Consider the following 23,395-nt stretch of genomic DNA (forward strand, 5'->3'; position numbering starts at 1 on the left):
TTAAAAGTACAATTTATTTTAATTTTTTAACCTTGTTTTAAAAATAGAGTATATATTAGATTTTATATTAATGTATTCTTATCAACCTTATTCCAAGCCTCACTCTTATCTCCTACTTGCCAAAATTCACAATATCCATCTCCATTAGCTACTGTATGACGTCGAATCATTTTGCAATGAAAAGGTTCAAATATTTTATAATCAGATTTACATAATGCAGGCATAATATTTTCATATCCATGAGCTTTTGCAAAGTCATATACCGGACATCCTATAAGACGTATATTAACTCCTTCACTCCTACCTTCTGGATTTAATTCAAACTTCCACGTATTATTCCAACTTCCATCTGCAATATGTTTATCTGTTTCTTTCTTTACTATTATATATGCCCATCCATAGATTTTCTGAAACCACTTCCAATTAAAATCTATAACTTTGCCAAAAGTTCTATTATTACCTATTAATGATTCTACTGAAAGATATTCCATCTCCTCTAAAGTTGGTTTTCTATCTAATGCTTCATAATATGCAAACATAGCTAATGATGCATACATCTGCTCCCACAACATATTTTTAGTTCCACCTATATCTGGTTGTTCTTCTTGAAACTTATCATATAATTGCTCAATCTTATTCCATCTTTTTTGTGCTTCTTCTTCATCAAATTTCTCTTTTAGTAATTTATTTATTACTTTTTTAACACCTTTTGGCATTTTTATATATTTCATATTATTCACCTCAACCAAATGTATTGTAATATCAAAGCTTATTAGCATTGATACTCAATATCATTATAGTACTTTTGAACTTTTCTTTCAAATTATACAATAATTAAACTAAAAGTTTAATTTACCCTAGATGAATAAAAAACTTCACTAATTCGAAAATACATAGATAACATCGCATATCTTTGATAAAATATAATATATTGAAAGGAGAGTGAATTTATGGTTGATATTCCAATGAGAACAACTGGTTCTTTTAATGCAAATAATATTAATTCCATTAACTCAATAAAAGTTCAAACATCAAAATCAGCACATAATATACTAGAACTTAATAATGGTATAACTCGAAACACTATCAAAAATACTCAAGCACAACAAAGAACTACAATAACACAACAGGTTAACCAAACAATTAATAATCAAGAGCCTATTACATCTACTAATTCGCATATAAACGTACCACCTTTACATAACAAAGTACAAAAGGGTCAAAAGGTAGCATTATTTTCAAATACTACATCCCCTTATATAGACATATTATTAGGTTGGAATGTTAAAAATTCAAAATGTGATGTAGATGTTTCTGCATTCTTACTAGGTGATAACGGAAAAGTATTAGGTGATTCATGGTTTGTATTTTACGGTCAAACTAAAAGCCCTGATGACAGTGTAAACTTTAGTGTATGCAATAATACAGATCGTGAAAAAATACATATTGACTTAAATAAATTAAATAAAAATGTAAAGAAAATAGTTTTTGTATTAACTATAAATGATGCACTTATAAATAATCTTAATTTCGGAATGCTAGAAGATGCTTATATTAGAATTCTTGATAACACCGGTAAAGAATTAGTTAGTTTTCTTATGAGTGACTATTATTCTAATGTTATATCTATGATGATAGGAGAAATATACATTCATAATGGCATTTGGAAATTTAGTGCTATAGGTAATGGAGTTGCTAGAGATCTTGAAGGACTCTGCAATCTATATGGTGTTGAAGTAAATTAAATTTTAGGAGGAAAAAAATGCTTACTTTTGAAACAATAAATGAATTAACACTTAAAGTAACTTGTTCTGGAAATGATGTTTTATATACAAAAGCAGGATCTTTCATTGCAGGTGAAAATCAAGGAGAAAAAAATTATAAATTTGAAAAATTATTATTAGGACCACAAAATGGATTTGCACAAGCTGCACTAGGTTCTCTAAAAAGACGTTTGACAGGTGAAAACTTACCTTTAATGAAAGTAATGTTAAATGGTGATTCTACAACTTATTATGCAAACTACGGGCAACATATAGTCATATATAAGTTAGCAATTGGAGAAGTTGTTTCTGTAGAATCTGAAAATATACTAGCCTTTACACAAGACTGTAAATACGATGTAAGATTTATCGGTACTGGTATATTCTCTCAAAAAGGTTTAGCTACTTCTACACTTACTGGTCAAGGAAATAATGCATATGTTGCTATTCTTTCTACTGGTAATCCAATTGTACTAAGCAATATACAAAATAAAAGCACAATATCTGTAGATCCAGATGCTGTTATATGTTGGATGAGTCAACAAGGCTATTGTGATCCACAAATCAAGACCGATATTTCATGGAAGAATTTTATAGGACAAGCCTCTGGCGAATCATATGCATACGAATGGCATAGTAGTCAACCAATTACTGTTCTTATTCAACCAACAGAACGAAGTGGTGGAATACATGTAGGCATAGATTAATAAAGCTAAAATTAAAATATAATAGCATTAGTTGCAGTAACCAATTGTTACATATTATTTATACTAATATGTAATTCTTCATGGTTATATTATTCTATATCTACCTATAATTCTAACCTTAACAATAATGGTTACTTCCACTAAGCTTATTATATTTTAATTATTTAAGCGTTATGCTGATTTTTAGTGTATCTGGATTATTTCAAGTATCTTAAGTATTCAGTAGTTCTTACTTAAAAAATTATCTAATATATTTTTTGATTACTTATTTTTTCAGTTAATTAATATCAAATTATTGATTTAAGTAAAGTAATATTATTATAATGAAAAATCCAATGTTATTTGATAATGTTAATATTATGATTTTCTTTTTTTAGTATCAATATTATTGCTTTGAATAAATTTTCATAATGAATGATTATAATTAAAATATAATAGCATTAGTTGCAGTAACCAATTGTTACATATTATTTATACTAATCTTTAATTCTTCATGGTTACATTATTCTATATCTACCTATAATTCTAACCTCAACAATAATGGTTACTTCCACTAAGCTTATTATATTTTAATTATTTAAGCGTTATGGTGATTTTTAGTGTATCTGGATTATTTCAAATATCTTAAGTATTCAGTAGTTCTTACTTAAAAAATTATCTAATATATTTTTTGATTACTTATTTTTTCAGTTAATTAATATCAAATTATTGATTTAAGCAAAGTAATATTATTATAATGAAAAATCCAATGTTATTTGATAATGTTAATATTATGATTTTCTTTTTTTAGTATCAATATTATTGCTTTGAATAAATTTTCATAATGAATTTTAGGATTTCTTATTATAAAAAAATTAAGGTAGCGTTTAAAATGTTGTACTGTTTGAACTTTAGTGAGTTTACAACATTTAGCTACCTTAATTTTTTTACATTTAGAAATACTTAATGAAATTATGCTATTTATGAAAACATATAATATTGATACTAATTATCAGAAAACATAATATTAATCAAACCAAATAACATTGGATTTTATATATATTTATATACTTCTTTTAATACTTCTTCAGAATATAATTTATTACTAGATAATATTCTTATGTTCTCTAATATTTTATCCTCTTCAAGTAATCCTTTTGGTGCAATTCCAATGTCAGCATTCTTAATCATAGATATATCAAATTCACTATCTCCTGCTGCTATTATTTCTTCAGCATTTATATATTCTTTAAACCTTTTTATTGCCATTCCTTTAGATAATGTTTTAGGTACTACATATACCTTTATACCATTATTAAATACATCAACTAGTGTTTCATCTAAAACTTCCTTTAATTCCTTGACAACATTTTCTGGCTCATTGCATTTAGTAAATACAAACAAATCTTTAATAAATCTAACTTCAAAGCTTCTTCTTTTATCATTTTCTAGAATTAAAATAGCCTTTTGTAATGACTCTATGCTATTTTTAACAATTTCACATGATTCTTTATACCATAATTCATCCTCAACTCCATTAACTAATAAGACTCCTCCATTACATGTAAGAGCATATTTGAAATTTCCCACATTAAGATTTATACGTTTATATTGTTCTATTGTTCTTGTTGTTGTAGGAACAATCAATATTTTATCTTTAAGTTTTAATAACATATCATATGTCTTTCTTGTTATAAACGATATATTTCTTCCATTATATAACTCTACATCCATCTTATCAGGACCTATATCATGCTTATAAGAATATATTAATGTATTATCAAGGTCAACATTAAAAACTTTCATATTATTTTCCTTTCACTAAAAAAGGTACTTACTCAATAAGTAAGCACCTATTTTTATCTATATTTTATTACTTTTTGTTTAAGGCTAATTCATCTTCTACGATATCATCTGAATTCTTTGGTTTAGATGCCTTAACAACTGCCTTACGTATAATATCTACTGGTATCATTGTTACTGCAAGAATAATTACTGCAATCCAACCTTTAGGTCCAAATGGAACACAGCTAAACATTTCTCCAATCCATTTAAATATTTTTAATGGAACAAGTCCTGCATTTACAATAAGAGCTTGAACAAGAATAATAATAAAGAATACTTTTAAGAATCCTGGGTTTTCATCAAGTCTCTTGAATATACCAAATTCATCATCTCTTACATTGAATCCGTTAAATAATGCACTAACAATAAATAATACAAAATATCCAGTTAAGTGTTTTTCTTCTGAACCAAATAGATTTTCGAAGAATGGTACTTTTAAATATACAAAACTAACTATAGTTAACCATGCACCCATAATAAGAATTTGAGCCATCATATTTTTACTTATAATACTCTCATCACGTCTTCTAGGTTTTTCTAACATATACTTTTCTAATGCAGGTTCATTACCTAACATTATTGCACCAAGACCATCCATTACTAAGTTAACAAACAATAAGTGTGTAACCTTTAAAGGTTCTTCTACACCAAAGAATGGAGCTATTGCACTTACTATTACTGCTGTAACATTGATAACTAATTGGAACTTACAGAACTTCAATATGTTGTGATAAATTGTTCTACCATATAATATAGCATCCTTAATCGACTTAAAGTTATCATCTAATATTACTATCTTACCTGCTTCTTTTGCTGCTTCAGTACCACTACCCATAGCGAATCCAACATCTGCTCTCTTAAGGGCTGGCGAGTCATTAACACCATCACCTGTCATACCAACAACAAGATTCATCTCTTGACATAATCTAACCATTCTTGACTTATCTGTAGGTAAAGCTCTTGCTATTACTCTTATACGAGGTATAATCTTCTTAACTTCATCATCTGACATTTCATTAAGTTGTGCAGAAGTAATTGCCATATCACTATTTTCTTTTAATAGTCCAGCATCCTTTGCTATTGCAACAGCTGTTTCTAGTCTATCACCAGTAATCATAACAACTTGTATTCCAGCACATTGAACCTCATGAATTGCTTCTTTTGCTTCTGGTCTTACATCATCTCTTATTCCAACAAGTCCAATGATAACTATATCATCATTTATTTGACTTTCTACCATGTTCTTTTCAGAGTATCCAAATGCAAGTACTCTCATTGCTTTTGCTGCAAGATCATCAATCTTTTTATTAAGAACTTCCATATCTATATCTTGAACATTTCCTTGTTCATCTAGATATTTAGTAGCCTTAGCTAATAATCTTTCTGGTGCACCCTTGTAGAATGTTTTTCCTAATGCATCTATTCTTGCTTGACTGAACTTATTAGAAGAATTAAATCCTTGTTCTGCAGTAATTACATATTCTTTATTTTCTTGTAATGTATTAAATGTTTCTTCTCCTATGAATTTCATAAGAGCTTGATCTGTCGCATTTCCTCCTATTACTTTATGAGATGCATCAAACATAGATCTTGTATTCTTACCTATAGCAATATCTACTAATCCTTTAACCTTGCTATGTTTACTTAAATCTTCAATAGCTATAGACGAACCATTTCCTACGAAGAAATCTACTACTTCAAGCTTACCTTTAGTAATTGTACCTGTTTTATCACTAAATAAAATATTTAATGAACCAGCTGTTTCAATACCTTCAGCTTTTCTAACTAATACATTGTGATCTAGCATCTTACTTGTATTCTGCATTAATACTAATGAAATCATTAATGGTAATCCTTCTGGAACAGCACATACAATAATAACTACTGCTAGAGATACTGCATCTACTAAATCTTTAAATATTCTTTCAAATCCTAGTGAGAAGTACTCAGATGGTCCACCATTTGATACAATAAAGTATACAAAATATAATACAGCAATAACGATAGCACCAATATATCCAAATGTAGATATTTGCTTTGCAAGTTTAGCAAGCTTTACCTTTAATGGTGAATCTGGCTCATCTTCTTGCATTTCTTCAGCCATTTTACCCATCATTGTCTTTAGTCCAACTTTTCTTACATCTAAGATACCTTCTCCATCAAATACAACAGCGCCTCTAAATAATGAATGCTTATCTACAAAAGTATCACCTGTTATATCATCTGCTAATTGAAAGCTCTCATCTGCTCCAACCTTAGGACATTCTTCTGCTTCACCATTTAAAGCTGAATTATCAACCTTTAACGATCCACTTATAAGAATACCATCAGCTGGTATCTTATCACCTGATTGAAGAAGTACTTTATCTCCAACAACTACATCGTCAACATCAATAACTGTAACAACACCATTTCTGTATACTTTACACTTATCCTTTTCAGTTTTGTCCTTTAACTCTCTATACTTTGTATCACTAGCTACTCCAGTCTTTGCAGATACAACAGCAACAATAATTACTGCTACAATTGTTCCTAGTGGTTCATATATTTCTGCATATCCCATAAAAAACATTACTATCATTAATGCAGCGATTACTAGTAATATTTTTATCATTGGATCTCCAAATGTCTCTTTAAATTCTTGCCAAAACGTTGTTGGTTCCGAATCAGGAATAACATTGGAACCATTTTTCTCCCTCGATTGTTCAACTTCCTTATCAGATAGTCCTTTATAATCCATAAAAATCCTGTCTCCTTTTTTTATTATATCCTTAATTGAAGATAAGCTAACTTCTTAGTTTATCTTCAACTAATAACTAAACACATTACTTAAATTTATACAAATCTTCTTACAAGCTCATTTAAGCCTGGATCTGTTGTTGGTTGCCCTATAGCATTAAACTTCCATTCTCCATTGTGTCTATATATTTCCCCAAAAATCATAGCTGTCATACCATTATAATTCTCAGATAAATTATACTTACACATCTCATTATTATTTCTAGCATCTACTAAACGTATAAATGCATTTTTAATCATTCCAAAATCCTGTTTTCTTTGCACAGCTGCATATATATTTACTACAATTACAATTCTATCATATTCTTCTGGAACCTTTGATAAATCAACAACTATTTGCTCATCATCACCTTCTCCAGCTCCTGTTAAGTTATCTCCCATATGCTTTACTGAACCACTTCTATGTTTTAAGTTTCTGAAATACACTAAATCTTTGTCACTGCAAAATTTTCCATTTCTTAACATAATTGCAGAAGCATCACAATCTATATCTTGTTTCTTAAAAGCAGAGAAAAATCCTCCACTTTTCTTAGCTTCATCCCAACCTAATCCAACAATTACCTTTGATAATCCAGCATGGTCCTTTGACAGATTTACCTTCTGTCCTTTTTGTAAACTTACTGACATGTCCATTATCCTCCTATTCTACGTCAACACCAAAGCTATTACATAAAGCTGCTAAGCCACCTTGATATCCGCTACCTATAGCATTGAATTTCCACTCACCATTATGTCTATATAACTCTCCAACTACTACTGCAGTTTCTATTGAAAAGTCTTCACATAAATCATATCTTATTAATTCCTGATTAGTTGTTTCATCTACTATTCTTATAAACGCATTTGATACTTGTCCAAAATTTTGTTTTCTCACATCTGCATCATATATTGTAACTGTAAAAGCTATCTTAGAAATATTAGCAGGTACTTTTGCTAAATCTACTTTTACTTGTTCATCATCTCCATCACCTTCACCTGTTAAATTATCTCCTAAATGCTGTACACTTTGTGATGGATGCATTAAATTACCATAGAATACAAAATCAGAAGAACCACTAACTTTACCTGTATCTGTTAATAGAAATGCAGCTGCATCTAAATCAAATGCTTCTCCTGTGTCAAATGCATTAACATCCCATCCTAATCCTACTACTACCTTTGTTAATCCTGGATTATCCTTTGTAAGATTTACTTTTTGACCTTTTTTTAAACTAATTGGCATATTATTTCCCCCTTATGCTACTTCTATTCCATAATGACCACATAAAGCTGCAAGTCCACCTTGGAATCCACTTCCTATAGCATTGAACTTCCATTCTCCATTATGTCTATATAATTCTCCAACTACTACTGCAGTTTCTATAGAGAAATCTTCTCCTAAATCATATCTTATTAATTCTTGATTATTTGTTTCATCTACTATTCTTATATATGCATTTGATACTTGTCCGAAATTTTGCTTTCTTACATCAGCATCATATATTGTAACTGTGAAAGCAATTTTTTCTACATTTGCAGGAATTGTTGTTAAGTCAACTTGAATTTGCTCATCATCACCTTCACCTTCACCAGTAAGGTTATCACCCATATGCTTTACAGCACCACTATTATGTTCTAGATTACCATAGAAAATAAATTCTTTTTCTGTAGGACACTTACCATTTGTTTCACACATGAATGCTGCAGCATCTAAGTCAAAATCAGCTCCTGAATCAAATGCATTAACATCCCATCCTAATCCTACCATAATCTTTTTTAACCCTGGATTTCCTTTTGTTAAATCAACTTTTTGTCCTTTTGATAAATTAATTGGCATAATAAAACCTCCCTTTAATATAACTAAAATCTATGACTAATTTTTCTTATCTGGCATATGATATTTTTGATTGAACTCTTGTTTAATATTTTCAAGACGAGCTTGATCTTCTATACGTTTTTTACGTGCATCTTCTTGAATCTGTCTTGTCTCATCAATACCATTAACAATAGTTCTCCATGTAGTTTCTAGTGTTTCTATCTTTATAGAGCTTCCTGATGCTAATCTAGCAGTCATCTTAGATTGTTCTACTGTATTTTGAGCATTCTTAATTAGCATTTCATTTGTCTTTTCATCTAATGCTGACATAGCTTCAGCTTGAACACGTTGTCTCTTAAGCATAATTGCTTGTGCAAGAGCTTGCTTAAATACAGGAAGTGTAATGATAAATGCTGAATTTATTTTTCTTACTAAATTCATATTACTAAATTCCATTGTTTTAATCATTGGAATTGATTGCATTGCAACATTTTCAGCTGTTCTTAAATCCTGAGTTCTCTGTTCTAACATCATCAAGGCTTGATTTAAGCTTGTTAATTCAAATTGAATTGAATTATCTCCTGTAGCTTCTAAATCAGCTTGACGCTTAGCTATATATTCTTCTAATTCTCTACAGCCTTGCTCTCCAGCTAATATATATCTTACTAATTCATGATAATATTCTACATTTGCATCAAACATTTGATCCAAATTTTTATTGGCTTGTTTAATTTCTGCTTCATATTGTTTTAATTGCACATAAATCTTGTCAACTTCATCACCCATTGTGTGATACTTATTTAATATCTTTTCTAATTGCTTTTTCAAGTTACCAAATAATTTCGAGAATAATCCTGGATTCTCTTGAATTTCTTTTATATCAAATTTATCCATGATCTTTGCAAGTGTATTTAACATCTCACTTGAGTCATCAATCTGCGACATATTCATGCTATTAAGTACTATATCAGAAGCTTTAGATATTTCTTCTGCAACTTCTGCACCAAATGATACAATAGTTTCTAAATTATCTACTTCTATAGTGCTTACAAGTGCATCTACTTCAGGTGAATTTACTAACACTGCATTCATTTGTTGACGATCAGCTACTATGTCATATTGCTGAACCTCTTGAATCTCATTTTGTTGTGGTTCTACTACTGTTACTTGTTGTGCATCTTGTGTAGTAGTTGTTGTTTTTTTACTAAAATCAAGTCCCATATTCATTTACCTCTCTTAAATAGTTTGTCACGCCATCTTTTTGAACGTGCATTGCTTTTTATATTATTAAAATTAGGCACATGTAAATCATATACATATTGACCTATTTGATGTTCTTCAAATACCTTCTTATTAAAATATTTTTCTACACTTTGATATCCAGTTGGTACAAAATATATTACATCAAATCCAATTAGATTTAAAAACGCAGTTATTATAGTATCTTCTAAAGAAATAACTTTTTCTCCAGTATTAATCATAATTATTTTTGGATTTTTCTTTGTGAAATCAAATTTTTGTATTAATCTCACTATATCCTTTGGAAGATTTAATATTGTTGCTATAATTGTATATTCAGTCCCATTTTCAAAAGTTCCACTAATTAGTTTACTTTCTACAAGAAGCTGTATCTTATCTAATATATGTTCTTGAACCTCATCTCTAAGTACTCCATATTGATAATATTCATCTTCTTTAATAGTTTTTCTCTGTAGTTTTCCATTCTTCCAGAAACTAGCCACATGAGCTTTAGCTGGATTAGGTGTCCCTGGTTCTATAAACGGAACTTTATCAATAACAAACGTATCTTCTGTTATTAATTCCTTTATGGAACTCCAATATGCCGCAACATCTTCATCCTTTATTCCTGATATTTTTGAATATATTACAGGAATATTAACCACATCATCTACTGTACTGAAACTTGGACGATATTTTAATTCTTCATCCCATAATATCTTTATCTCTTCATACATAGTTTGCAAATTAATAGTATTTGCCTTATTATATTGCTTTTCTCTATATATTCCTGTATCCTGATACATAAGCGTATCTAGTTCTCTTTCAGCATGATATGCTGCTGTTCCTATATGTATGTCTGCATTTTCTCTAGGAAATGCAGATATATTCAATGATTCTGAATAATTTTCTTCATACAATAATGAATCAATCAACTCACACTTTTGATTAAGATTTGGATTTAATATCAGAACATCTATAGGAAGTCTAGCTAGAAATTTTACAAACAAAGTTTCATTTTCATTCGTACATGGTCCCATATGAATAAAACATGAAATATCTGGTGCTTTCCAATTAGAAAACAAATCTCCCTGATATCTTCTTAACCAACATAATATATATACTGCCTTATTGGTTAATTTATTTAAATTCATTTCTGGCTTTTCAGCTTCTTCTAACATTATATCAATAAAAGCTTTCTTCATAAGCTTTTGTAATTCGTTATTTGGAGTATATTTTATATTATTTCCAAGATCTAATAACATTTGATCTTGCTTGTTATAATTTCTTCTATTAATTAAGGCTATCTCGTCATTAGTAGGTGGAGTAATGCTTCCATCTATAACAAGAACCTTTCTCTTACTATTTATTATGTTCTCATAGAACTTAAACAAATCATTCATGTACGTAAGTTTATCTTCTACGCCATTTATTCTACAATAGCAATTATAAAATAATTTAGGATCGTCTCCCCTTGCCATTATACTCTTTTGAATGTCTACTAACGCCTTTCCTTCTATCCATGCATTAGTACAATTAATTAAATTAGGCTTATCTCCATATAATCTCTGATTATTGAATTCTTCCTGAATCTTCTTCATAATCCACTTTAAATTAAATTGTTCTGGAAATGCCTCCATACCTTGTATAATTAAATTATCAGACATTATAGAAGTAGAATCTAACTGTAAATACTTCTGGTCTCCATGATATTGCAATAGTACAACATCACACCCAGCCTTCGCTAGAACTGTTATAAGTAGCAATTCATAATTGCTTATTTCTCCTTCATATAATATCTTAGGGATATTGTTTTCTCCAAGAATATTTACAATTCGCTCAAACTTATAATATAACCAACACATAAATTTTATATATGCATTTTTAAGCATATTTTCGTTCTTTCCAGATTTTCTTAGAGAATCAAGTGTATCATATATAGAAATGGCTACATTTTCCCTTTGATAATCGTTCATTCTAGGTAACCATTTCTTAAGACTTGTTAGAATGAATTCATTGCTCATCTGAAAATCCATTCCCATTATCTCATTATAATATGCCAAATTCTTCTCATCAGGATTAGGTATCTTACCTTCGATAATTACTCCTGATTTTCTAGCTGCTTCATAATATTTCTTAATGAAGTCTGCAACTTCTTGAGTATATCCATTTATTCTATAAAAATATATTTTTTTCTCTTTTCTCTTATCAAGTTCAAGGAAAAAATCATCCAGACCACTTATTTTCCCATGCTCAAACATATAATTTTCACCCTCAATATTTACTCATCTTTCCTTTATTCATAATATAACCAAGACTTGCCCCTATAATTCCTCCTATAATATGAGTAAGATTAGAAACATTATCTTTAATAAAAATGCCGTCATATACTTGTTGACCAAGATATATAACCGCTACTAAAATAAAGGTAAGAGGAATAGTTCCTTCTTTTATACTTGTAAATGACGATAATAATACAAATGCAAATACAACTCCACTAGCTCCTAAAAGTCTTGTATGTGGAAATAATATACAATTGACTATTCCAGTCACAACTGCTGTTGTTAGAATCACAAATATAATATTAGAAGTACCATACTTTTCTTCAAGTAATGGTCCAACTATTAAAATTAACATAATATTGCCTATAAAGTGATCCCAACCTGCATGTCCAAATACATGCCCTACAAGTCTAACATATGTAAGAGGATTCAATAAAGATGATCTATAAACACTAAATATTGCATTAGTAGAAGCATCTCTTGTTATGTATCCTAAGATTAATGCTACAAAACAAATTATAGTAAAACCTAGAATTGCTGGTGAATTAAATGATATTTTTAGTTTTCTTTTATCACAATTCATTACTTATCCCCCATTTAATAGTTCGTATGGAAATTATATCACATCGTATTTGCTTTTACAAGAAAGCTATTACAGAAGTCGATTATCTATATAATGTTATTCTAATTATATTATGTAAATATTTATTTATCAAACATAATAATTAATTTAATTTACAAAGCCTTTTATAAACATATTTATACTTTCATATCCTACAGCAAGATTTATATTTTGTCCATCATCAAAACCAGCAGTACTTATCCCTATTACTTCTCCATACATATTAAGTACCGCTCCTCCCGAACTTCCTTGCGATATTGGAGCTGTAAATTGAATCATATCTACATCCTTAATTACTCTAAAGCCTGATATAATTCCATCAGAAACTGAATTAAATAATCCTAAAGGACTTCCTATGGCAACTACCTTCTGTCCTCTTACTAATTTCTTTTTACTTGTGTATATAGGAATAGGAGTCAATATTCTATCTATTCTTATAATAGCCAAATCTAGAATAGAATTATACTTAATAAGTTCATCTGTATTATATACCACTTCATCATTCTCTATTCTAACAGAATAGAAGGCACCTTTATTTGCTACATGATAATTAGTTAATATATAGCCTTCACGTCCTATCATAATCCCAGAACCTGTTCCTATAATCTCCCCTTGATCATTATGTACTGCTATCATTACTATAGAAGCTGCTAATAATGCTAATTCTTCAAAATTCTTTTCTCTTCGTGTATCACTTTTCATTGCATCAACTCTCATAGTAGCTTGATTATCATTATAGCTTATTTGATCTTTGACTTTCTTTTGAGTACTAGACCTTCTAGGTGGTCTAGATGGTATAACTACTCGTATTCTGTCTGTAGAATTGCTTCTTGTATATTGGGGAATATCAATTGTTTTAAATTCTCCAATAACACATATTGTAGATAATTGAGCTAATTCCTTATTTAGTTGAATATCTTTTTCACACTGTAGAAGTAGAACATCAATTCCACTAAGTGTCATCATATAACAAAACAAATATTCTTGTTCCTTAAATATATTACTAATTACTACCTTAACATTAGTACTGTTATTCCAATCTGTTAGTTTATCTCCAAATAAATAATCAAACCAATACATAAGTTTTATCATAAAATTCTTAATCATAGACTCAGAAATATTGCGTTTATATGTTGTATATAAATTAATAACTTCTCTACAAGCTCTACTTAAATATTCTTGTAACTCACAATTAGATTCAGATGACTTTATAATAAGTCTCTCCTTATTACTTGTTATCCATTTATTATAATATTCCTCATATAAATTAATTATATCTAAATCAAAAGAAGGTATAAGTTTATCGACCCTTATATATATTTCTCTAGATGATACTTTTTCATCCATAGTTTTTATTTTTTCTGTATATCCTTGATTTACACCCAATAGCCTAACAAAATATACATCTTTATAGCCAGACTTAACTTCAGCATCTTTATTGTAAAATTCTTCAATAGAATCTATCTTATGTACATTATGCCTATATAAAATCTTATCTTTCACCCTGACATCACATCTCCACATTTAAATATATAAATTTTACCATATTTGTTCTATTTTTTCTACAACATTAAAACAATATATGGTAAAATCAAACTTGTATATTAATATTACAATTATTGTTATAAAAGGGGTTTAGGGATAAAATCATGAAAAATTCATTAATATATTATAGCGTTGGGGCATTATTATATTGTCCTGCAAATAACAAATCAATTTCTAATTCTATAATTTCAGAAAAGTTTGGTAAAAAATATTCACTTGCTTTATGTTTAGAAGATACTATTCACGACAATCATGTTCTAGAGGCAGAAGCTATAATGATAAACTCATTAAAAGAAATATATACAGCCACTAAAGAAAAGCTGTTTTATATACCTAAGATATTTATTAGAGTCCGTAATTCTGATCAGATGCAACGTATATTTTATTCATTAGGCGAAGTTTCTAATATCTTATGTGGTTTTATTTTACCTAAGTTCTCTCTTGATAATGCTGACAATTATATAGATACCTTAATTAAAATTAATAAGGAAAGTAGCACTCCAATATATGCAATGCCTATATATGAAAATTCTTCTATAATAGATTTAAGACATCGTTATAACATCTTATATGCACTAAAAGATAAATTAGCTGCTGTAGAAAAATTAATATTAAATATTAGAGTTGGTGGTAATGACTTATGCCATGTATTTGGATTCAGACGCCAAGATAACGAATCTATCCATCAAATAAAACCTATAGCTAATATATTTGCAGATATAATAACTGTATATGGTTCAGATTACGTAATATCTGGTCCTGTATGGGAATATTATAATAGTTCTAATTGGAAAAATGGATTAATTTCAGAAATTAAGGATGATAAGATATGTGGTTTTATAGGCAAAACTGTAATTCATCCTAAACAAATATCTGTTGTAAATGATTCATACAAAGTTTGTTCAAAAGATCTAGAAGATGCAAAATCCATATTAAATTGGGACGATTCTCTACACTCACTAGTAAGTGGAAATATTGTTGAGGAAAGAATGAACGAATATAAAACCCATTATAATTGGGCTCTTCAAACAGTCTTAATGGCTGAATCTTTCGGAATTAAATAAACTTAAACCCTTCAGTATTTCTATAAAAAAATTAAGGTAGCGTTTAAAATGTTGTACTGTTTGAACTTTAGTGAGTTTACAACATTTAGCTACCTTAATTTTTTTATATTTAGAAATGCTTAATTATGCATCTGCTAATTTTTTAATAATCCCACAGCATTTATAATGTTTAAGAGAATAATATTCTATAGGAACCTTCTTTTCTTCTGCTAGTCTAACAATATGACTTAATTCTTGATTATCTTTATACTTATAATCAATTAAAACCTTCCAAGGAACTCTTCTTAATAAAACTCGTGTTGTTTCTCCTATACCAGGTTTAATTAAATTAATATCATTAACATTAAATTTATCTGCTATACTTCTCACTTCATCAATACCTAACCCCTGCACTTGATATAATGAAGATGTATTATTCACAGAAAATTTTTCTTCAATTGCATGAATAAATTCATAGGATAAATCTGAATTTTTTAACTCTCCATAATATACTGCTCCATGAAAATCATCAGGTCCAATTATATCATCTCTAAGAAATGTTCTACTAACTAATCCAGACACTGTAGAATTCAAACAAGAGCTAGGAATCAATATATCTTCATGTGTTCCGCATAGCTCTGTAACATTTGCAGGATCAGCAATTACAGCTATATCTGCTGATACTCCATCATAGACAGCTATATCTTTCTTTAATTCATTTAAAATAGCTCCTTTGCCTATCCAACCATCTACAAATAATATCTGACTAGACAAATATCTATCTAGTAAGTATTTCATAGCATTATCATCTATACCTCTTCCTCTTATAATAGAAATAGAATAATGAGGTATATCTATTTTATACTTCATCTTGATATATCTCTTAACAAGTATACCTATAGGCATTCCTGCTCTAGCAAGAGAAACTAATACAACATCTTTTCCCTTGATGTCTATTATCTTATCGCTTAAACTTCCTACTGCCTGAGCAGTTGCCTTTGAATATTTTTCCAATGCTTCTCTATATACTTGCATGTATTTTTCTGTAGGTACATATTCAATAGGTAACATCTCACTATAATGCCTTCCTGATTGTATAAGCTTCTCACGCTCTTCTGTTGACTTTGGTTCTACTAAACCAGTAATATCTTTTAGCAGTAACTTTACATCAGCTTCATTATATGAACTTCTCATTCCTTACACCACCTAATCATAGCTATATTATCATTTCCATTTTCTCGCAATACATTTACTAATGAATATAATCCCTCTTCATATCCTTCATTAGCATCAGTAATTATAATTACATAATCATATCTATTAATATCATATATATACGTAGTTCTATTACTATCATAAAAACTTCTTAATTCATATCTTTTATGAAGTGGATATGCTTCATCCTTGCTTACAGAAATAGGACTTCGTGTTGTTGAATGGCACCTTACATCATAGCCCATCTCTTCTATCTTATTAGCAACATACAGAGCAGGGTACATGAATTCTTCTGTTCCAATAACTAAAATATTCTTATAGTCTTTAATATCTATATTATCCTGTATCTGTTTCCATAATTCTAGATTACAGTCTATATATTCATGCATATCTACAATTCTTCTTGAATTCAGGTAATAGCTAGACTCTATAATATCGACACCTTCTATTGTCATATCATCTGTATTAGTTGAACATATATATTCTCCATCACACATATATCCATCTGCTATCTCAACATATCTATCATGATTAGTCTTTACTAGATAATGAAGTTTAATCCCTCTATCACTATACTTCTTCAAACATTCTTCATTCATACCATTTAACAATGAAGCTACAGAATAATTCTTGATCTGTGGATATTTTTTCTCCAATATGTTAATAATGTTCAATATTGTCTTACCAGTTGTAACTTCATCTTCAATAAATATAATCCTATCAATAGTATCACATACCCTATCTATATCATTCTTAACTAATTTTTGCTCAGTTGCATGACTATGTTCTTCTGAAAAGAATAAATATTCAACATTAGGAATAACCTCTCTTGTAGTTTGCATATATAAACATCCTAACTCCCCTGCTATAGCTGCTCCAATTGCTGTAGCTGTTTCTGCAAACCCAACTAATAACAACCTCTCATTCGCATATTCATCTTTTAATTGTACTGCTAGTTCTCTAAACATTTTAAATGCTTCAGATGGCTGCACAGGTATATGCTTTCCTTGAAGCTTATTTATCACCAAGTAATTCCTCTTTGTATTGTTTTCCCTCTTGGCTATTCTAACCACGTCTTGCTCTAAATACATATTTAACTTAATTGCCCTCCATATTATCTATTCATTTTTATATTCCATATATCTTCTATATGATCCATCAACACCAAACTCAACAATATTATAATACTTTCTCGCATTACTGTATGGTGATTCTGGTTTATAAACATACTGTACACAAGAGAATCCACATACAACACCTTCTCTTCCATTTATATGAACATTATTTACTTATCTAAGACTTCATTTACTCTTTTTAAATCACTTTCTTGTGAAAAACGTATCATCTTTTTTTACCCCTTATTACATATACGCCTAATTTTACCATAACATCAAAAAAAATTAAAATGTTCCCCTACCAATCTTACTTATATAGTATAATTATTATAATTTTTATTATTAGGTATTTATTTCATTTGCAAAAAGTTATAGTTTTTGTTATGGTAAATAACATAATAATTTTAAGTTCTTAATATAAATATATACAAAAATATAAGGAGTAATTGTGAATGATAAAAAAACATATAATTGCGTCTAATTACGATAACTTAAATTTAGATATTGCCATTTGTCCTGCTGAAAATCCAAAAGGTATAATACAATTTTCACATGGAATGGCTGAACATAAAGAAAGATATTATCCTTTCATGGAATACCTATCACAAAATGGATATACATGCATTATAAATGATCATAGAGGTCATGGAAATAGTATCAAAGATGAAAAAGATTTAGGTTTTTTCTATACAGAAAATTCAAATATAATTGCTAATGACATTGCTCAAATTAATAAATGGATTCATGATGAATATCCAGATATTCCTGTATACATGTTTTCTCATAGTATGGGAACTCTCGTAGCACGTGTATTTATGCAAAATCATGATATTAATATAGACAAGCTAATTCTTTGTGGTCCACCAACTGAAAATTCATTAGTTGGAATAGGTATTGCTGCTGCAAAATTGAATAGTCGTATCTATGGTGATCATAATAGAAGTAATTTTCTAAACTTTCTAGCTTTTGGTTTATATGATTCTTTTGAGGGAGAAGAAAATTCATGGATATGCTCTAATAAAGAAATAGTTAGTGCATATAATAATGATCCTTTATGTCATTATCGTTTTACTGCTAATGGTTTCTTGAACTTATTTAATTTGGTCAAGCTATCTTTTATTGATAAAAATTATTCATGCAACAATCCTAATCTACCTATATTATTAATAGCAGGCGAAAAAGATCCTGTTATTCGAAGCAAAAACAAATTTAACCACTTAAAAAAATTTCTAAGCAATGTAGGTTACACAGATATAAGTACAAAGCTATATAAAGATAAAAGACATGAACTTATTAATGAAATTGATTGTGAAATAATCTGGAATGATATATTGAACTTCTATAATTAAAATATACTAGCATTAGTATATTTTAATTATTCAAGAACTATTACGATTTTTAGTGTATCTATATTGTCAACAATTATCTTAAAGGCTTCTATATTTCTAGTTAAAAAATTATTGAACTTATTTACTTCTTAAGTACTTATTATTTCTTCTTCTATAGAGTTGAATTTTCTATATAGAGCAAACCCTACTATAGTAGTTATAGTTTCTGTAAGCGGAAATGTGATCCAGAAATATTGTAATCCAACTCTTGAAAATAACCAACCTAATGGCACAAATAAAACTACAGTTCTAAGTATAGTTAAAATGGAACTTTTTATAGAATAACCTATAGCTTGAAAAAACACAGGAAATATCAACGATGTAACCATTGGAATAAATGAAATTCCAATAATTCTAAAAGCAGTAATTCCTATACTAATAACACTTGTGTCTTGCGAAAAAACTCCTAATAACTTAGAAGGAATAAGTTCAAAGCATAAAACACCTATAAACATCAATGCAAACCCTAATAATACAGAATCCTTTAATGTGCTTTTACATCTTTCATTATTTCCAGCACTATAATTATAACTAAGTATAGGAACAATACAGGTCTGCATAGCTCCTAATGGTATAAAGAAAAACGTCTGCCACTTATAATATAATCCAAGAGCTGTTACTGCTTGATCTGAAAAACCTTTTAATATCAAATTTAAACCCAATATATAAAAAGTATAAGCTGATTGCATTAACATATTAGGAAATCCTAAATAATAAATTCTTTTTATATATCCCATATATTTTGAAATAGCTGGAGACTTTCTATATCCCTTTCTCATCACTATAAATGCTGCTACTATTTGTCCTAATACAGTAGCTATAGCAGCACCTGCTATACCTAACCTTGGTATTATTCCAATGCCAAATATCAATATTGGATCAAGAATAATATTAACAATTGCTCCAACAACTTGAGCTATCATTGGAATCTTCATATTTCCAACAGCTTGTAATACTTTTGTCCATATACTTTCAAAAAAAACACCTATACTAAATACACTTACTATTCTTCCATATGTAATTACTTCTTGAACTACTTGTTCTGAATTAGATGAAATCCTTGCATAATAAGGCATAATCAGATATGTAACAAGTGCAAATATAATCCACATAACAAATGCTAATAATGGTCCAACTCCAGCTGCTTCATCACTCTTATTATCCTTATGAATTCCTCGATAATGAGCCATTACTGTATTAATACCCACTCCAGTACCTACTGCAAGGGCTATCATCAATAATTGTATAGGATATACTATTGACAATGCTGTTAAGCCATCTTCTGAATACCTACCTATAAAATAACTATCTATAATATTATATAAAGCTTGTATCAATTGAGCTATCATAACTGGCGGTGCTAGCCTTAGTATTATTGATAATATCTTATCTCCACCAAAATCAATACTTTTATTATTATTCCCTTTCATCACTTACGCCTCCAATAATTTATATTAATCTATAGGTAGATTTTGTGCCTTATAATTTTCTCCCCACTCCCACATTGCATCTAATATCGGTTTCAAACTATATCCTACTTCTGTTAGTGTATATTCTACACGCGGTGGAACTTCCGCATATACCTTACGAACTAAAAGACCACTCTCTTCCATTTGACGTAATTGTGTTGTAAGTACCTTTTGAGTTACACTTCCTATTGATTTTTTTAATTCACCAAAACGTTTTGTTCCAGATAGCAAATCACGTATAACTGGCAATCCACCATATCAATTCTAATAAAACAACATACTCATCAGCGACTATTCAACCTTAAATTTTGTTAGTCATTATGCTAGGTTCCAAAACTTGTTTTTGGAACCTGCAAATAACACTATTTTTCTTTTATTACTCTATTTAACGTTACTGCAACTATAGCTGATATTATCCTAGCAAAGACTGTACTCCACCATATCATTATCTGCCCTCCAAATAAAGGTGGTAATATAAGAATAAATATTAACATAAGCACAGGTTCTATAAAAGTTGATATATATGCAAATGAACTTTTTTCAGTTGCATAAAAACTAGCTGTAGTTATACGATTTACAGCTACAAAAGGAAATGACACTAGAAATATAGGCATAACCTTACTTATCTCATCATTAACTACATTGGATGCACCAAATAATGTACCTATATCACCTCTTAATATGTACATAATAATAAAACTAGTTATTGCTAAAAATATTCCAAAACCATAAGCTAATTTACATACATCACGTAGTTTCTTATAACTCTTTTCTCCATAATATTGGCTCATAAGAGGTTGACTACCATCACCTACACCTTGAAGAATAAGATATATTATCCATATAACATACTCTATACATGCATATGTAGCAATTGATTGTTCGCCTCCATAATAAACAGTAAATCTATTTACTATAATCAATGATATATTAGGCGTCATAGTCAATCCAAAAGGTGCCAATCCCACTTTTATAATAGATTTAAATATATTTTTAGCTTTAGAAAGATCAACCTTTAACGATAACAATTTATTTTTCAATAAATAGACAATAGCAATTATCATAGTAATTCCCTGGCCTATAATAGTAGCATATGCTGCACCTTCAATTCCGCCTTTTCTTACCCATACCAATAGATAATCAAGTATAATGTTAGATAAAAATCCACACACCATTGCCATCATTGCATAAAATGAACTTCCATTATTCCTTATAAAAGGAACTAATCCTGTTGCAATAATCTGTAATGTTGCTCCAATAGAAATAACTTTAACATATTTCTCTGCCAGCAATAAAAGTTGTCCACTACCGCCTAATAATTTTATAAATGGATTAGCAAATGTAAAAAAGAGAGCTGTAAGAAAAACACTAGATATAATAAGCATCCATATCGACCCTGCTACATATTCTTTAGCCTCTTCAATATTATTCTCTGCTTTTTTTATGGAATAATAAACAGCCCCACCTATTCCTATTCCAGTCCCTATAGCCTGAATTAATGCTGTAATAGGATAAGCTACATTAATTGCTGAAAGTCCGATATCTCCAACACTATTTCCAAGAAAAAATCCATCTACAATTGCGTAAACTCCAGATAATGCAAGTGCAAGTACTGATGGTATAACATATTTAAAGAAAACCTTTATATTTTTCATTAGTTTATAATCCTTTCGATAACTTTAATATACCTACTAAATCATTGATTTTTGCATATCTTTCATCTTTTTGGCAATTCTCTTTCCTGTTTCTGTAACTGCACACCCACCACATGCAGTTTCCTTATATTTTGTAGGCATATCATCGCCAATTTCTCTCATAGCATCTATAACTTCATCTGCCGGAATATTACTACTTATTCCAGCAAGAGCCATATCAGCTGCTGCAATTGCATTTACAGCCCCTGCTACGTTTCTTTTTACACATGGCACTTCTACTAATCCTGCTACTGGATCACACACTAATCCTAACATATTTTTTAATGCAATTGCTACTGCATTTGATATTTGACTAAGCGATCCACCTTTTAAATGAACTAATGCACCTGCTGCCATAGCTGCTGCTGAACCAATTTCAGCTTGACATCCTCCTGTGGCACCAGCTAATGATGCTCTCTCACTAATTACTTGGCCAATACCTGCTGCAACAAATAAACTATCTAATATTTCTTGTGTAGATAAAGAAAACTTTTTAAATGATGTAATTAATACAGCTGGAAGTACTCCACAAGATCCTGCAGTTGGCGCTGCGACAATACGTTTCATACAAGCATTAGATTCTCCCATTTTAATAGCTTCTGCAATAACATTTCCCATAAAATCGCCACTATAAGATTCTTCCTTCTGTATATAATTAATCATTTTTTGTCCATCTGTACCTACAAGTCCACTTTTTGAATGTAATGTCTCATCATATTCAATTCCAGCTTGATACATGCTGCTCCACATTTCTTCCATTCGCAAATATACGTCCTCTTTATCCATTCCATAATCTTTACACTCTGATTCTACAATAGCACTTACAATATCTCCATTTAACTTTTCTGCTCTATCCATAATCTCTTTCATACTTCTAAATGCCATTTTTCTACAC

20 protein-coding genes are annotated in these 23,395 nt (G+C 29.4%); 4 read left to right on the plus strand and 16 right to left on the minus strand.

Annotated features, from left to right (window positions below):
• Positions 1-62: 62 nt before the first annotated feature.
• Positions 63-731 carry an L-2-amino-thiazoline-4-carboxylic acid hydrolase gene (locus KQI77_RS09085; protein WP_216390108.1) on the minus strand — a complete coding sequence of 223 codons (669 nt, stop codon included), beginning with the start codon at positions 729-731 and terminating at the stop codon, positions 63-65.
• A 219-nt stretch (positions 732-950) separates the two neighbouring features.
• Between KQI77_RS09085 and KQI77_RS09090 the strand changes: the two genes are divergently transcribed.
• Both KQI77_RS09090 and KQI77_RS09095 read left to right on the plus strand, forming a co-directional pair.
• Positions 951-1,745 (plus strand): TerD family protein, encoded by a 795-nt coding sequence (locus tag KQI77_RS09090; RefSeq protein WP_216390109.1) that lies wholly within the window; start codon positions 951-953, stop codon positions 1,743-1,745.
• Positions 1,746-1,762: 17 nt separating this feature from the next.
• The gene (locus tag KQI77_RS09095) at positions 1,763-2,470 is read left to right on the plus strand and encodes an AIM24 family protein (RefSeq protein ID WP_216390110.1); all 708 of its coding nucleotides are present in this window, start codon (positions 1,763-1,765) and stop codon (positions 2,468-2,470) included.
• A 1,032-nt stretch (positions 2,471-3,502) separates the two neighbouring features.
• On the opposite strand, the gene KQI77_RS09100 is transcribed toward KQI77_RS09095, so the two are convergent.
• The 9 genes from KQI77_RS09100 to KQI77_RS09140 form a co-directional block, all read right to left on the minus strand.
• A complete protein-coding gene (locus KQI77_RS09100; RefSeq protein WP_216390111.1) occupies positions 3,503-4,255 on the minus strand; it encodes an HAD family hydrolase in 753 nt (250 codons plus the stop codon).
• Positions 4,256-4,322: 67 nt separating this feature from the next.
• A complete protein-coding gene (locus KQI77_RS09105; protein WP_216390112.1) occupies positions 4,323-7,034 on the minus strand; it encodes a calcium-translocating P-type ATPase, PMCA-type in 2,712 nt (903 codons plus the stop codon).
• A 95-nt stretch (positions 7,035-7,129) separates the two neighbouring features.
• Positions 7,130-7,720 (minus strand): TerD family protein, encoded by a 591-nt coding sequence (locus tag KQI77_RS09110; protein WP_216390113.1) that lies wholly within the window; start codon positions 7,718-7,720, stop codon positions 7,130-7,132.
• Positions 7,721-7,733: 13 nt separating this feature from the next.
• Positions 7,734-8,315, minus strand: coding sequence for a TerD family protein (locus KQI77_RS09115; protein ID WP_216390114.1), 582 nt, complete (start codon positions 8,313-8,315; stop codon positions 7,734-7,736).
• A 12-nt stretch (positions 8,316-8,327) separates the two neighbouring features.
• Positions 8,328-8,909, minus strand: coding sequence for a TerD family protein (locus tag KQI77_RS09120; protein ID WP_216390115.1), 582 nt, complete (start codon positions 8,907-8,909; stop codon positions 8,328-8,330).
• A 36-nt stretch (positions 8,910-8,945) separates the two neighbouring features.
• Positions 8,946-10,109 (minus strand): toxic anion resistance protein, encoded by a 1,164-nt coding sequence (locus KQI77_RS09125; protein ID WP_216390116.1) that lies wholly within the window; start codon positions 10,107-10,109, stop codon positions 8,946-8,948.
• Positions 10,110-10,111: 2 nt separating this feature from the next.
• Entirely contained in the window at positions 10,112-12,388 is a 2,277-nt protein-coding gene (locus KQI77_RS09130; protein WP_216390117.1) for a YceG family protein, read from the minus strand.
• A gap of 13 nt (positions 12,389-12,401) precedes the next feature.
• On the minus strand, positions 12,402-12,992 hold the full coding sequence (locus KQI77_RS09135) for a rhomboid family intramembrane serine protease (RefSeq protein ID WP_216390118.1): 591 nt from the start codon (positions 12,990-12,992) through the stop codon (positions 12,402-12,404).
• Between the two features lie 147 nt (positions 12,993-13,139).
• The gene (locus tag KQI77_RS09140) at positions 13,140-14,534 is read right to left on the minus strand and encodes a trypsin-like peptidase domain-containing protein (protein ID WP_367397294.1); all 1,395 of its coding nucleotides are present in this window, start codon (positions 14,532-14,534) and stop codon (positions 13,140-13,142) included.
• 146 nt (positions 14,535-14,680) lie between these two features.
• On the opposite strand from KQI77_RS09140, the gene KQI77_RS09145 reads away from it, so the two are divergent.
• Positions 14,681-15,640 carry an HpcH/HpaI aldolase/citrate lyase family protein gene (locus tag KQI77_RS09145; protein WP_216390120.1) on the plus strand — a complete coding sequence of 320 codons (960 nt, stop codon included), beginning with the start codon at positions 14,681-14,683 and terminating at the stop codon, positions 15,638-15,640.
• Positions 15,641-15,763: 123 nt separating this feature from the next.
• Here the strand turns inward: KQI77_RS09145 and KQI77_RS09150 are convergent, their stop codons facing one another.
• Both KQI77_RS09150 and KQI77_RS09155 read right to left on the minus strand, forming a co-directional pair.
• On the minus strand, positions 15,764-16,813 hold the full coding sequence (locus KQI77_RS09150; RefSeq protein WP_216390121.1) for a cysteine protease StiP family protein: 1,050 nt from the start codon (positions 16,811-16,813) through the stop codon (positions 15,764-15,766).
• Positions 16,810-17,925 (minus strand): phosphoribosyltransferase domain-containing protein, encoded by a 1,116-nt coding sequence (locus tag KQI77_RS09155; protein WP_216390122.1) that lies wholly within the window; start codon positions 17,923-17,925, stop codon positions 16,810-16,812. The genes KQI77_RS09150 and KQI77_RS09155 overlap by 4 nt, the downstream gene beginning before the upstream one ends.
• Positions 17,926-18,401: 476 nt before the next feature.
• On the opposite strand from KQI77_RS09155, the gene KQI77_RS09160 reads away from it, so the two are divergent.
• Entirely contained in the window at positions 18,402-19,298 is an 897-nt protein-coding gene (locus KQI77_RS09160) for an alpha/beta fold hydrolase (RefSeq protein WP_253289410.1), read from the plus strand.
• A gap of 128 nt (positions 19,299-19,426) precedes the next feature.
• Here KQI77_RS09160 and KQI77_RS09165 read toward each other — a convergent pair whose 3' ends face one another.
• From KQI77_RS09165 to sdaAA, 4 genes are all read right to left on the minus strand, one after another.
• Entirely contained in the window at positions 19,427-20,767 is a 1,341-nt protein-coding gene (locus KQI77_RS09165; RefSeq protein ID WP_216390123.1) for an MATE family efflux transporter, read from the minus strand.
• A gap of 24 nt (positions 20,768-20,791) precedes the next feature.
• Positions 20,792-21,055 (minus strand): helix-turn-helix domain-containing protein, encoded by a 264-nt coding sequence (locus KQI77_RS09170; protein WP_216390124.1) that lies wholly within the window; start codon positions 21,053-21,055, stop codon positions 20,792-20,794.
• 113 nt (positions 21,056-21,168) lie between these two features.
• The gene (locus KQI77_RS09175; protein WP_216390125.1) at positions 21,169-22,461 is read right to left on the minus strand and encodes an MATE family efflux transporter; all 1,293 of its coding nucleotides are present in this window, start codon (positions 22,459-22,461) and stop codon (positions 21,169-21,171) included.
• A gap of 36 nt (positions 22,462-22,497) precedes the next feature.
• On the minus strand, positions 22,498-23,385 hold the full coding sequence (sdaAA, locus tag KQI77_RS09180; protein WP_216390126.1) for an L-serine ammonia-lyase, iron-sulfur-dependent, subunit alpha: 888 nt from the start codon (positions 23,383-23,385) through the stop codon (positions 22,498-22,500).
• Between the last annotated feature and the right edge of the window lie 10 nt (positions 23,386-23,395).

It is taken from the genome of Clostridium sp. MSJ-8 (genome assembly GCF_018918325.1).
Lineage (GTDB): Bacteria > Bacillota > Clostridia > Clostridiales > Clostridiaceae > Clostridium.